Here is a 12,121-nt window from a genome sequence, read left to right as displayed (position 1 = left end):
AATTATGCAATTCTACTTATAATTGTCTAAAAAATATATTAAAGGTATATTATGGATAGACGAAGTTTTTTTAAATTTAGTGCTGTTGCTGCTAGCTCTTCTCTCTTTGCAACTTCAAATTTGGAAGACAAAAAGATAATGAGTATCATCGATCTTGACCTTTGCGATGGCTGTAAAAATGAGCCTATACCGCTTTGCGTAAAAGCTTGCAGAGATAAAAATGAGCCAAATTTTCCACGCCCACAAAATCCGATTATGCCATATTTTCCACAAACTAAATTTGAAGATTACCAAAATCAAAAGGACAATATCAATCGCCTAACACCATATAATTGGACCTTTGTCGAGAGTGTCAAAGTAGGGCAAAAAGAGGTTTTTATTCCGCGTCGTTGTATGCACTGCGATAATCCGCCTTGTCAAAAGCTCTGCCCTTTTGGTGTGATTAGTAAGAGTGATGAAGGTGCTGTAGATATAGATAAAAACTTCTGCTTTGGTGGGGCAAAGTGCCGTGATGCCTGCCCGTGGCAGATCCCACAAAGACAAGCTGGGGTTGGGATATATCTTAAGATCGCTCCAAAGCTAGCTGGTGGAGGCGTAATGTATAAATGCGATATGTGCGCTGACTTGCTTTGTAAAAATGAAAAGCCAAAATGCCAAATTTCTTGTCCGAAAAATGCCATTATTTTTGATAAAAAAGAGATAATTTTAGAGCGTTTAAAAGGTGAAAAAAGAGAAATTTATGGACTAAATGAAAATGGCGGAACAAGCACGGTTTATATCTCTAGTGTTAAATTTGAAGATATCGATATGGCAATTAGCCAAAAATACAAAGACAAGCAAAATAAGGTTGGCACACCACATATGAGCCGTGTTGATAGCCCTTTAAGGGATTCTACCACACTTGCAACGGCTACTTTACTAGCTCCAATAGCAGGTGTCATCGGTGCTGGAATCGCTGTATATAAAGCTAGAAATAAGGATTAAAAATGAAAATCAAAAGACAAAATTTACAAAATCGCATTATTCATTGGGGCGTGGCCTTTAGCATATTTGGTTTGATTATGAGCGGACTATTTCAAATGCCTATCGCAAAGCGTTATAATATCACTAAAATTCAGCTTTTTGAGTGGAGTGGAGATTATTATTTTACTTTAAATTTGCACTATATTTTTGCTTTTTTGCTTGTGTTTTTTGGACTTTATCATATTGTATTTCATACTATGAGAAGGGAATTTGATATATTTCCTAAAAAAGGAGATATAAAAAATAGCTATTTGGTTATAAAGTCTATGATTACAAAATCGCATGAGCCACCATCTAGTAAATACCTACCAGAGCAGCGTTTGGCATATATAGCTATAGCTTTTACGATCTTAATGTTGGTAGTGACTGGGCTTATAAAAACATATAAAAATTTATTAGGATTTGATATATCAAATGAGCTGTATTTTTGGGCTGCACAGCTTCATAACCTTGGTATGGTTATGATAATACTGCTAATAATAGCTCACTTGATGGCTTTCATGCCAAAGGTAAATCGTAAGCTTTTGCCATCTATGTTTAGTGGAAAGGTAGATGCAAAATACACTATCCAAAGACATAGCTTATGGAAAGACGGAGTAGATGAGGCTAAAAAATTAAATTTAAAAGAGGAAAAAGATGGGTAGATTAGCAAATTTTCATATAATGTTTTTTGCTGTTATTATGGGGCTTGGCGGATTTGGAATGGCTTATAAAAAGCTAAATGAGATTATGAAATTTGATGATGGTGGTTTTGTAGTATTTAGGGTTTTTGTGAGTGCGATTTTTATATTGATAGTATTTTTTTACATATTAAAAATATTTACAAATTTAGATAAAGTCAAAGAAGAGTTATCTCATCCTATAAAGATAAATTTCTTTGCCACTGTGCCTATTTCAACGCTTATTTTAGCAAATTTATGGCAAGACTTTAAGCTCGTTTATGAGATTTTATTTTATATCGGAGTTGTTTGCCAGACATATTTTACATTTTATGTAATTTCATTTTGGATAAATAAAAATTTAGAGATAAAACACTCAAATCCAGCGTGGTTTATCCCAATTGTTGGTAACTTAATAATCATCGTTGGTGCTAAAGAAATTTCTTCTTGGATGTGGTTTTATTTTAGTGTGGCAATGTTTTTTTGGATTGTGTTGTTTTCGTTGGTATTTTATAGGATTTTATTTCATGACCAGCTTCCAAGTAAATTTATGCCAACGCTTTTTATTATGATAGCTCCTCCTGCTGTTGGCTTTTTAGATTATATAAAGCTTACAAATAGCTTTGATTTAGTAGCTATTTTTCTTTTAAATTTGGCTATATTTTTTACTTTTCTTGTGATTTTTATGTATAAAAATTTCTTTCATCTTAAATTTTTCATTTCGTGGTGGGCATTTACATTTCCAACAGCTGCTGTAAGTATAGCTTGTTTTAAAGCGTATGAGATAACAAATAGTATGTTCTTTTTAAATTTAGCAAATTTGATTTTTATTTTGCTTGTGGCTATGATATTATTTATTAGCTATCACACTATCAAAAATATCGTAAATCAAAATATATTTATGCCAGAATAGTATTTAAACAATTTCAAAGTAAATAAAAGATATAATTAGCTCCTTTTAATAAAAATTAATAAAGGTAAATTGTGTTTGAATTTATTGGCGAGTCGCTAAAATCAGCTGTAAATAAACTTAAATTTGTCGATGATGAGAAGGCTTTAAAAAATGCGTTAGAGACGCTTAAAAAGTCGCTATTAAAAGCTGATGTTCATCACAAAGTTACTAAAGAGCTCGTAAATTTAGTAGAAACAGATCTAAAAAATGGTGCAATAGGTCAAAAACAATTTTTAGATAGTATAAAATCAAATTTAATAAATATCTTAACCGCCCCAAATGATGGAAATAAAGGTAGTGGCTTTGTCTTTGCTTCTAATCCACCAACTATTGTATTGATGGCTGGTTTGCAAGGTGGTGGAAAAACCACAACTACTATTAAACTAGCAAGTTATCTAAAAGCTCGTAAAAAACGCGTTCTTGTCGCTGCTGCTGATTTGCAGCGTTTAGCAGCGGTTGAGCAGCTTAGACAGCTATGTAGTGCTAATGAGATTGAGTTATTTAGCATTGATGGAGAGAATAATCCAGTAAATGTAGCCAAAGAGGCACTTAAAAAGGCTAAAGATGCTCTTTATGATGTGCTTTTAGTTGATACTGCTGGTCGCTTGGCAATTGATGAGGCTTTAATGAGTGAGCTAAAAGAGATTAAAACCGCATTAAATCCACACGAAATATTCTATGTAGCTGATGCTATGAGCGGACAAGATGGTGTAAAAACCGCTGCTAGTTTTAATGATGCTCTTGGTATAACAGGCGTGATCTTAAGTAAATTTGACGCTGATACTAAAGGCGGTGTTGCTATTGGTATAGCAAAACAGATAAACGTTCCGCTTAGATTTGTCGGTGTAGGTGAAAAACCAGCAGATTTAGAGAGTTTTATACCAGATAGGATCGTTGGTCGCATAATGGGCGAGGGCGATTTGGCAACGCTGGCTGAAAAAACAAGTACGATAATAGATGAAAAAGAAGCAAAAAGATTAAATAAAAAAATCAAAAAAGGCGAGTTTAATTTTAACGATTTTTTAACTCAGCTTGAGAGTGTTAAAAAACTTGGAAGCATGAAGAGTTTGATAGGTATGATACCAGGTCTTGGAAATATGGCAAATCAGATAAAAGATATAGATCTTGATAATAGTAAAGAGATAAAACATATAAAAGCTATGATCGACTCTATGACTCAAAAAGAGCGTGAAAATCCAGACCTTTTAAATAATGCTAGAAAACGTAGGATCGCAGCTGGAGCAGGACTTGGACAGATAGAAGTAAATAAATTCTTAAAACAATTTAGCAACGCTGCAAAACTTGCTAAAAGATTTTCAAATAAAGATAGTATGAAAGGGTTTGCTTCAATGATGGCAAACGCAAATCGCCCTAGATAAATTTAGGGCTTACTTATGGCTAAAATTTAGCTATAATTAAGCCTTAATCAAAAAAATAATTAGGAGAAAATAATGGCAACAGTAGTTAGACTAACAAGAATGGGACGTAAAAAAAGACCATTTTATCGTATAGTTGTTACAGATAGTAGAAAAAGACGTGATAGCGGCTGGATAGAGAGTATAGGATACTATAATCCTATGGTAGAACCAGAGATCGTAAAAGTTGATGCTGAAAGACTTGCGTATTGGAAAAGCGTAGGTGCTAAACTTAGCGATAGAGTTGCTCAAATAACAAAATAATCACAATGGTAGAAGAATTCTTAAAAGAGTATGCAAAACTCATAGCAGATTGCCCTGAACTTATCAAAGTAGAAAGAGTTAGTTTGGGTGAAAATTTTGATGAAATTATTGTGCATGCAAGCAAAGCTGATACCGGAAGGCTTATCGGTAAAGACGGCAAGATGATAAATGCTATCAAGACAGTGATCATTGGTTGCAAAGCGAAAGACCCAACCTCATATAGAATTACGGTAAAAGCTATTGAAGAGTGATTTTGTAGAGGTTTGCGTACTTGGAAAAACTGTTGGTTTAAAAGGAGCCATGAAGCTCCATAACCGCAGTGACTTTCCAGAGCAATTTAAAAAAGATGCTAAATTTTATGATAAAAAAGGTAAAGAATTTATCATAAAAAGCTTTGATAAGACAAATTCTCTCATAGTATTTCAAAATTATGAAGATATAGAACTAGCCAAAAGTCTGGTAAATACTGTTTTATATAGGACTATCGAAGATACAAAGCATTTTTGTAAATTAAAACAAGATGAGTTTTTTTATTTTGATATTATAGGTTGTTTTGTATATGAAGACGATACCTTACTCGGTGAAATTTTAGATATCATAGAAGTGGGTAGCGGATTTTTATTTAGTATCCAAACGGCTGCAAATCTTGTTTCTAAAGGTTTAAGTACTCAGTTTTATATACCGTATCTTGATAACTTTATAATAGATGTAAATATCGATTTAAAAAAGATACAAGTTAAAAATTCGATTCAGATTCTTTATAATTCATAAACTATGCGATTTAATTTTATAACTATTTTTCCAAATTTAGTAGAGCCTTATTTTAAGGATTCCATCCTTGGTAGAGCTGTAAATAATAGCATTGTAAAACTTAAATTTATAAATCCACGTGATTTTAGCAATGATAAACACTTAAAAGTCGATGACTATATGATAGGTGGTGGAGCTGGACTTCTTATGAAACCAGAGCCGTTATTTGAAGCTATAAACTCTTTAAAAGACACACATATCATTTATCTCACGCCATCAGGTAAAAAATTTACTCAAAATGATGCAAAAAGACTATCTAAACTTAGCGATGTTACTTTTATCTGTGGAAGATATGAGGGGATCGACGAGAGGATCATAGAAGAAAAGGTAAATGAGGTTTTTTGCATAGGGGATTTTATCCTTACTGGTGGAGAACTTGGCGCGCTTTGCATGTGCGATGCTATATCAAGAAATTTAAATGGCGTTTTAGGCAACCCTGATTCTTTAGAAGTTGAAAGTTTCGAAGAGGGAATTCTAGAAGCTCCAAGTTTTACGAAGCCGTTTGTTTATCAAGGCTTGAGTGCTACTTCAGCTTTTTTAAAGGGTAATCATGATAAAATCAGCGTTTTGAAAAACAATATGGCGTTGTGTAAAACTAGGTTCTTCCGCCCTGATTTATATCAAAAAATTAAATCGCCAAAAAAACAGAAGGAAAAAAGATGAGAAACAAATATATAGAAGCATTCGAAAGTGCTCAAATTTCAAATAAGTCTGTGCCTGATTTTCGTGCTGGCGATACTTTAAGAATTGCTATTCGCATTAAAGAAGGTGATAAATCTAGAATCCAAAATTTTGAGGGTATCTGTATAGCTAGACGCGGTAGCGGTGTCGGCGAGACATTTATCATTAGAAAAATAGGTGCAAATAGCGTAGGCGTAGAAAGAATCTTCCCTATTTTTAGTGAAAGTCTAGAAAGCATTACAGTTCTTAGAAAAGGACGCGTAAGAAGATCTAAGCTATTTTATCTTAGAGATAGACGTGGTAAAGCTGCTAGAATCAAAGAACTTAAAAAATAATTATCTAAGTCGCTTTGCACTTTGCAATTGCGACGACTTTCTCTCAATCTTTTCTTAATCAAAATCAATTTATTTCATATCATTTTTTAATATAATCTTTTTAAATAAAAAAGGATCTATATGGAAAAAATTATTTTTAAAACATCTTTGTTTGACGGTGTTAAAGCTATTAAGCTAGCAGAATCCGAGTTTTCAAAAGAGATCAGGATAAGTATGGCAAAAAATTCTTTTATGGATAAACATAAAGCGCCAGCTCCTATAATCGTACAAGTTTTAAAAGGCTCTATAATGTTTAAAAAGGATAATCAAGAAGTAAGACTAGACGAGTTTGATCTGATAACATTAAAAGCAGATGCAGAGCATTCTCTTCTAGCTTTGGAAGATTCTATCATCAGACTTAGTCTTTCAAAAATAGATAATGAGAGCCGCGTATTTAAGGTTGTGGGCTAAATCAAAAGATTAGTCCACCTTCTTGCATATCTATAGCGTTTATTTGTTGTTTTGGAAGTGGTGAAGTATCTGTATATATGGCGTCATTTCCTTCATAAATCTTATGATAAACCTCCTTTGGGGTATCAAATTTACGTTTGGTATCTGGAAATTCTTTTATATAGTTTTGTATAAATTCTCTAAATACTGGCGCTGCAGTTCTACCTCCGCCTTCTATCTTTCTCATAGGCATATTATTGTCGTTTCCATACCAGATTATAGCTTGTACTTCAGGCGTAAATCCACAAAACCATGCATCAATATTGTTATTTGTAGTGCCTGTTTTTCCGGCGATTTCTATACCTGCGACCTTTGCGCCTCGTCCAGTTCCTTCTTCTACTACTGTTTTTAGCATATCTATCATCAAATATGCTTGTTCTGGTTTTATCATCACGGTTTGTTCTGAGCTAAATTCAGTGATGACTTCATCTTTTTGTATTGATTTTATCAAGTTTGATTTGCTAGTAGTACCAAGTCCGGCAAACATAGAGTAATGTTCGCTAAACTCTATAAGACTTATGCCAAAGCTTCCAAGCGCGATAGATAGGTTTTGTGGGATATTTTTAAAACCAAAATTTGAAAGCTTTTGAGATACTATATCTAGCCCTATTGAGTTTAGCAAATTTATGGTTGCTAGGTTTCTAGATTGTCTGAGTGCGTCTTTTAGGGTTATGTATCCTTCAAAATTTCCGCCGTAATTTTTAGGTTTCCAGTCTTTGTCTTCTTCATTTCTTCCGGCATTTTCAAATACACGAGATATATCTGCGACCTTGCTCATAGGAGAATAGCCAAGATCAAGCGCGATTTGATATATAAACGGTTTAAAGCTAGAACCTGGTTGGCGCTCGCTTTGTGTTGCTCGGTTAAAGTTACTTTTAGCATAATCAACACCACCGACTAATGCTAAAATCTCTCCATTTGTCGGATTTGTTACTATAATGGCTCCATTTAGATAAGTTTCATCAGCATTTTTATCTCTTTTTAATATCTCTGTATATCCAAATTTAAGTGCATTTTGGGCGATACTTTGGATTTTTAAATCCGCCGTTAAAGTGACTTTATATCCTCCATACTTAATATCTGGATACTGTTTTATAGCTTCTTTTATAGCTTCATCTACCAAATACGGCGCTCTATTTTGAGTCAATGTTTCATCAAATACCATAGGAGTTTCTTTTAAAGACGCTTCATACTCATCTTGTGTTATCCATCCAAGGTTAAATAGCCTTGATATAACACCGTTCGCACGTGATATTGATAGATCCATATGTCTAGTAGGATCGTAGTTGCTAGGTGCTTTTGGAAGACCTACAAGCATAGCTATCTCTTTTAAGCTTAGTTCGTTTAGATTTTTTTTGAAGTATCCTAGCGCTGCTGTTTTAATTCCGTAATATCCATGTCCAAAATATACTTGATTTAGATATCTTTCGATGATTTGCTCTTTTGTCAGTTCATCTTCGATCTTTATAGCGAGTATTATTTCTCTAAGTTTTCTAGTAAATTTTTTATCTCTTGTTAAAACCATATTTTTTATGAGTTGTTGGGTGAGGGTAGAGGCTCCTTCTACAAGAGCCATAGCTTTGATATCTTTTATGGCCGCTCTAAAAATAGCTTCAACGTTTATACCGCCGTGTTCAAAAAAACTAGTATCTTCTATGGCTACGAGTGATTCTATGACTCTTTGTGGGATCTCGTCATACTGTGCGTACTGTCTATTTTCTTCGTCAAATATGTTTGCTACTAGATTGCCATTCCTATCAAAAATTTGCGTAGTTAGCTTTGGTTTATAATCAACTATAGTTGATATATCTACTCTGATTTGTGAATAAAAATACACAAATCCAACTAGTAAGCAGATCGCGATTATGGTAAAAAAGCTAAAAATATGCTTCATAAAAACGCCTTTAAAATTTGAGCATTAAGCCCCATGGCGGTGGATTTATTGCCATGAGTTTGCAAAATATATTTTTTATTAAATCCTTCGCACATCATCGCTCCTGCTTTATCTTTCCAAAGACCGCTTTTTATGTACTTTTCCAAATCATCTTTTTGAAAAATATCAAATTTAAAAGTAGTAACGCTAAGAGCGTCAATATCAAATTTAGTAGAGACGAATTTCATAGCCGTATATACGCTAACTAGAGATCCGCTTTGCAAATCGAGCATTTGCCACGCTTCATCTTCATCTTTTGCTTTACCTAAAATTCGACCTTTACAAATAACGCTGCTGTCGGCAAATAAAACATTATCGTATTGTTTTTTAAATTTGGAAAAGAACTGTTTTGATTTTTGGATAACGACATTCATAGAATATGAATTGGGCGATGTTTTTTGAGTGCTAGTTTCGTCATAATCCATGCTTATTTGAATAAATGGTATATTAAAATCACGTAAAATTTGAGCTCTACTCTCAGAGCTAGAAGCAAGAACTATCATTGAAATCCTCTAAATGTAACCCCAAGATATATACTGATAAATGATAATACGATATTTAGCGGTGTGAAATAATATATTATCAAAACGAAATTCTCATGAACACTTAAAAGATCGCCGCTAGAAAATGCTTTTTTAGCCTTGCCGAATTTATACCACATATAGACTATATTTAGCAAAATAAATGCAAGAAGCGCCCATTTTGTAAGCATAATGGCTTCAACCATAGGGTCTGATATCCTGATCTTGCCAGTAAATGCGGCAAATACTCCACTTATACAGAGTACGAAGATAGCGACTAGTTCTAATTTCACAAAATATCCAAATTCTTTTAGTATGGTTTTATATAAATTCGGATTTTGTTCAATATTTTTAAAAAAATATTTTGCAAAAATCACTATACTAAGCTGAACTGCTATAAATAGCGCCGAACTACTTATATGGATAAACGGCGCTATTTGGTCGAGTCTTGCAAATGCTGTGTTCAAAGGTTCTCACTTATAAATTTAGTAGCAGCATTTAGAGCTTCGTCTATTTTGCTCTCATCTTTACCTCCAGCAGTAGCAAAGTCATCTCTTCCGCCACCGCCACCGCCTACTAGCGGAGCTACTTTTTTTACTAATTCTCCTGCTTTTATGCTTGTGTTTTTACTTCCTGCTCCTAAGCTCACTTTACCGTCTTTTGCACTGGCTAGAAATACTACTACTTTATCAAATTTATTTTTTATTTCGTCTATTTTGCTTTTTATATCTCCATCAAATTTGGATACTACGACTTTTGTACCGTTTATATCTTTTATGTCTAGATCTTTTGTGTTTGAAGCGTTTTTTAGATCGTTTTGAAGCGTTTTTATCTCATCTTTTAGCTTTTTGATGGCAAGCAATGGATCTGCACCTTTTAAACTATCTTTTATATCGTTTATCTCTTTTCTAAACTCTTTTGATAGCTCAAGCGCTGCTTTAGAGCAAACCGCCTCTATACGTCTTACTCCAGCACTGACTCCGCTTTCACGGACGATGAAAAAGCTTCCTATCTCATTTAAATTTTCTACGTGAGTTCCTCCACAAAGCTCTTTTGATGGACCAAGTGTTAAGACTCTGACTTTGTCTGCGTATTTTTCACCAAACAGAGCTATCGCTCCGCTTTTTTTAGCTTCTTCTATGTCCATTATTTCTGTTTTTGCTTTAGCACCTTTTAAGATCGCTTCATTTACGAAATTCTCAATTTTTTCTAACTCTTCTTTTGTTACTGGTTTTGGATGAGAAAAGTCAAATCTAAGTTTGTTTGCTTCTACACTACTTCCAGCTTGAGCTATGTGAGCTCCAAGAATACTTCTAAGTGCTGCATGGAGCAAGTGGGTGGCTGAGTGGTGACGGCGAATCTCTAGCCTATCTAGGCTAACTTCACAAAGTACGGTATCTCCTATTTTTATGCTATTTTTTGCTTCTATAGTGCTTAAATTTAGACCGAAATATTTTTTAGTATCAAGAACTTGATCTTCTCCTAACAGACCTATATCTCCACACTGTCCGCCGCTTTGTGCGTAAAATGGAGTAGAGTCTAGCATCACGTATCCGATTTCTCCATTTTTTAGCTCATTTACTCTTTTAAATTCGCTATTTAAAAGGGCTAAAATTTTGCTAGTGCTTTTTAAATTTTCATATCCGATAAACTCATTTTCGCCAAATTCTTCAAGCAAAGCCTTAAAGTCTCCGCTCTCTTTTGCAGTATCTCCACTACCCTTCCAGCTAGCTTTAGCTCTTGCTTTTTGCTCATTCATTAGCTCATCAAATTTAGCCTCATCTACGCTAAGTCCCTTTTCTCTTAGCATATCAGCTGTTAAATCAAGTGGAAATCCGTAAGTATCATATAATTTAAATGCTACTTCACCACTAAAAGTTTTGCTTGAAGTTTTTGCTAATTCTTCGTTAAATAGATCAAGCCCAGCAGCTATAGTGGCTAAGAATCTTTCTTCTTCTAGTTTTATCAGCTCTTTTACATACTCTTTTTTCTCTTTTAAATAATCATAGTGCTCACCCATTAATTCTACTACTTTATCAACTAATCTATACATAAATGGCTCTTTTATCCCAAGTAAGTATCCATGGCGAAGAGCTCTTCTTAGTATGCGTCTTAGGACATATCCACGGCCCTCTTTATCGAAATTTACGCCTTGAGCTAGTAAAAATGTAGTTGAGCGAATATGATCGCTTATAACCCTAAAACTAGCGCCGCTCTCATACTCATATTTTAAATTTGCGATTTTTGCAACTTCGTTTATTATAGGCATAAATAAAGAGCTGTCATAGTTGCTAAATTTACCCTCTTTTATAGCAGTTACTCTCTCAAGTCCCATTCCAGTGTCAATTGAAGGCTTTGGAAGTGGAGTCATAGTGCCGTCTTTGCTTCTTTCAAACTGCATAAATACAAGGTTCCAAATTTCTAAAAATCTATCTCCATCGCCACCCATATAATCTTCGTCACTGTTAAAATGCTCGCTTCCTTGATCATAAAATATCTCACTACAAGGTCCGCAAGGTCCAGTATCTCCCATAGCCCAAAAGTTATCTTTATCGCCAAAGCGGTAAATTCTATCTTTTTGTATAAATTTTTGCCAAATTTCATAGGCTTCATCATCATTTTCATGAACTGTGACATAAAGCTTTTCTTTTGGCAACTTTAGCACTTCTGTGACAAATTCCCACGCGTAAGCTATGGCATCTTTTTTGAAGTATTCGCCAAAGCTGAAATTTCCTAGCATTTCAAAAAACGTATGGTGACGAGCCGTGTAGCCGACGTTATCTAAGTCGTTGTGCTTTCCACCAGCTCTTATACAAGTCTGACAGCTTGTACGAATAGGCGGAGTAGGGCGAGGCACATCTCCTGTAAAAATGCTTTTAAAAGGCACCATTCCGGCATTTGTAAAAAGTAAGCTCGCATCATCTGGGACTAGCGGAGCTGATGGGATAATCTCATGTCCTTTGCTTTTAAAAAAATCCAAATATTCTTTTCTAATATCCATAATTAATTTCCTAAATTCAAAAATAGTTTTAATTTTAG

14 protein-coding genes are annotated in these 12,121 nt (G+C 34.2%); 10 read left to right on the top strand and 4 right to left on the bottom strand.

The features are described from left to right. The first annotated feature begins 51 nt into the window (after window positions 1-51). The 10 genes from CHHT_RS05500 (at window position 52) to CHHT_RS05455 (ending at window position 6,589) form a co-directional block, all read left to right on the top strand. A complete protein-coding gene (locus CHHT_RS05500; RefSeq protein WP_064019789.1) occupies window positions 52-984 on the top strand; it encodes a 4Fe-4S dicluster domain-containing protein in 933 nt (310 codons plus the stop codon). A gap of 2 nt (window positions 985-986) precedes the next feature. Beyond that, window positions 987-1,667 (top strand): formate dehydrogenase subunit gamma, encoded by a 681-nt coding sequence (locus CHHT_RS05495; RefSeq protein ID WP_034960945.1) that lies wholly within the window; start codon window positions 987-989, stop codon window positions 1,665-1,667. Then, window positions 1,660-2,595, top strand: a complete 936-nt coding sequence (locus CHHT_RS05490) for an SLAC1 anion channel family protein (RefSeq protein WP_034960947.1) — start codon at window positions 1,660-1,662, stop codon at window positions 2,593-2,595. The genes CHHT_RS05495 and CHHT_RS05490 overlap by 8 nt, the downstream gene beginning before the upstream one ends. A gap of 71 nt (window positions 2,596-2,666) precedes the next feature. Beyond that, window positions 2,667-4,013 carry a signal recognition particle protein gene (gene ffh, locus CHHT_RS05485; protein ID WP_034960949.1) on the top strand — a complete coding sequence of 449 codons (1,347 nt, stop codon included), beginning with the start codon at window positions 2,667-2,669 and terminating at the stop codon, window positions 4,011-4,013. Window positions 4,014-4,085: 72 nt separating this feature from the next. Further along, on the top strand, window positions 4,086-4,313 hold the full coding sequence (gene rpsP / locus CHHT_RS05480; protein ID WP_034960951.1) for a 30S ribosomal protein S16: 228 nt from the start codon (window positions 4,086-4,088) through the stop codon (window positions 4,311-4,313). A 5-nt stretch (window positions 4,314-4,318) separates the two neighbouring features. Beyond that, entirely contained in the window at window positions 4,319-4,564 is a 246-nt protein-coding gene (locus tag CHHT_RS05475) for a KH domain-containing protein (protein ID WP_034960953.1), read from the top strand. Further along, on the top strand, window positions 4,554-5,084 hold the full coding sequence (rimM, locus tag CHHT_RS05470) for a ribosome maturation factor RimM (protein ID WP_034960956.1): 531 nt from the start codon (window positions 4,554-4,556) through the stop codon (window positions 5,082-5,084). Before CHHT_RS05475 ends, rimM begins: the two co-directional genes overlap by 11 nt. A 3-nt stretch (window positions 5,085-5,087) precedes the next feature. Continuing rightward, window positions 5,088-5,786 carry a tRNA (guanosine(37)-N1)-methyltransferase TrmD gene (gene trmD / locus CHHT_RS05465; protein WP_034960958.1) on the top strand — a complete coding sequence of 233 codons (699 nt, stop codon included), beginning with the start codon at window positions 5,088-5,090 and terminating at the stop codon, window positions 5,784-5,786. Beyond that, the gene (gene rplS, locus CHHT_RS05460) at window positions 5,783-6,139 is read left to right on the top strand and encodes a 50S ribosomal protein L19 (RefSeq protein ID WP_034960960.1); all 357 of its coding nucleotides are present in this window, start codon (window positions 5,783-5,785) and stop codon (window positions 6,137-6,139) included. The genes trmD and rplS overlap by 4 nt, the downstream gene beginning before the upstream one ends. Before the next feature lie 120 nt (window positions 6,140-6,259). Next, complete coding sequence (locus CHHT_RS05455; RefSeq protein ID WP_034960961.1) at window positions 6,260-6,589, top strand: cupin domain-containing protein; 330 nt, start codon at window positions 6,260-6,262, stop codon at window positions 6,587-6,589. A 1-nt stretch (window position 6,590) separates the two neighbouring features. Here CHHT_RS05455 and CHHT_RS05450 read toward each other — a convergent pair whose 3' ends face one another. Genes CHHT_RS05450 through alaS form a run of 4 tightly spaced genes read right to left on the bottom strand, consistent with a single transcriptional unit; the run spans window position 6,591 to window position 12,083 of the window. Continuing rightward, complete coding sequence (locus tag CHHT_RS05450) at window positions 6,591-8,522, bottom strand: transglycosylase domain-containing protein (RefSeq protein WP_034960963.1); 1,932 nt, start codon at window positions 8,520-8,522, stop codon at window positions 6,591-6,593. Next, a complete protein-coding gene (gene maf, locus CHHT_RS05445; protein ID WP_034960965.1) occupies window positions 8,519-9,064 on the bottom strand; it encodes a septum formation inhibitor Maf in 546 nt (181 codons plus the stop codon). Before maf ends, CHHT_RS05450 begins: the two co-directional genes overlap by 4 nt. Then, window positions 9,061-9,549, bottom strand: coding sequence for a hypothetical protein (locus CHHT_RS05440; RefSeq protein ID WP_034960966.1), 489 nt, complete (start codon window positions 9,547-9,549; stop codon window positions 9,061-9,063). Before CHHT_RS05440 ends, maf begins: the two co-directional genes overlap by 4 nt. Beyond that, a complete protein-coding gene (gene alaS / locus CHHT_RS05435; protein ID WP_064019788.1) occupies window positions 9,546-12,083 on the bottom strand; it encodes an alanine--tRNA ligase in 2,538 nt (845 codons plus the stop codon). Before alaS ends, CHHT_RS05440 begins: the two co-directional genes overlap by 4 nt. Window positions 12,084-12,121 lie beyond the last annotated feature (38 nt).

It is taken from the genome of Campylobacter hyointestinalis subsp. hyointestinalis (assembly GCF_013372145.1).
Lineage (GTDB): Bacteria > Campylobacterota > Campylobacteria > Campylobacterales > Campylobacteraceae > Campylobacter > Campylobacter hyointestinalis.
Note: the sequence above shows the minus strand (reverse complement) of the source record. Positions and strands in the feature narration are given on the sequence as shown.

Bases quoted from the DNA above. Each gene is read 5' to 3' on its own strand.
- CHHT_RS05500 (WP_064019789.1), top strand. From the start codon at position 52: ATGGATAGACGAAGTTTTTTTAAATTTAGTGCTGTTGCTGCTAGCTCT.
- CHHT_RS05495 (WP_034960945.1), top strand. From the start codon at position 987: ATGAAAATCAAAAGACAAAATTTACAAAATCGCATTATTCATTGGGGC.
- CHHT_RS05490 (WP_034960947.1), top strand. From the start codon at position 1,660: ATGGGTAGATTAGCAAATTTTCATATAATGTTTTTTGCTGTTATTATG.
- rpsP (WP_034960951.1), top strand. From the start codon at position 4,086: ATGGCAACAGTAGTTAGACTAACAAGAATGGGACGTAAAAAAAGACCA.
- CHHT_RS05475 (WP_034960953.1), top strand. From the start codon at position 4,319: ATGGTAGAAGAATTCTTAAAAGAGTATGCAAAACTCATAGCAGATTGC.
- trmD (WP_034960958.1), top strand. From the start codon at position 5,088: ATGCGATTTAATTTTATAACTATTTTTCCAAATTTAGTAGAGCCTTAT.
- rplS (WP_034960960.1), top strand. From the start codon at position 5,783: ATGAGAAACAAATATATAGAAGCATTCGAAAGTGCTCAAATTTCAAAT.
- CHHT_RS05455 (WP_034960961.1), top strand. From the start codon at position 6,260: ATGGAAAAAATTATTTTTAAAACATCTTTGTTTGACGGTGTTAAAGCT.
- CHHT_RS05450 (WP_034960963.1), bottom strand. From the start codon at position 8,522: ATGAAGCATATTTTTAGCTTTTTTACCATAATCGCGATCTGCTTACTA.
- maf (WP_034960965.1), bottom strand. From the start codon at position 9,064: ATGATAGTTCTTGCTTCTAGCTCTGAGAGTAGAGCTCAAATTTTACGT.
- alaS (WP_064019788.1), bottom strand. From the start codon at position 12,083: ATGGATATTAGAAAAGAATATTTGGATTTTTTTAAAAGCAAAGGACAT.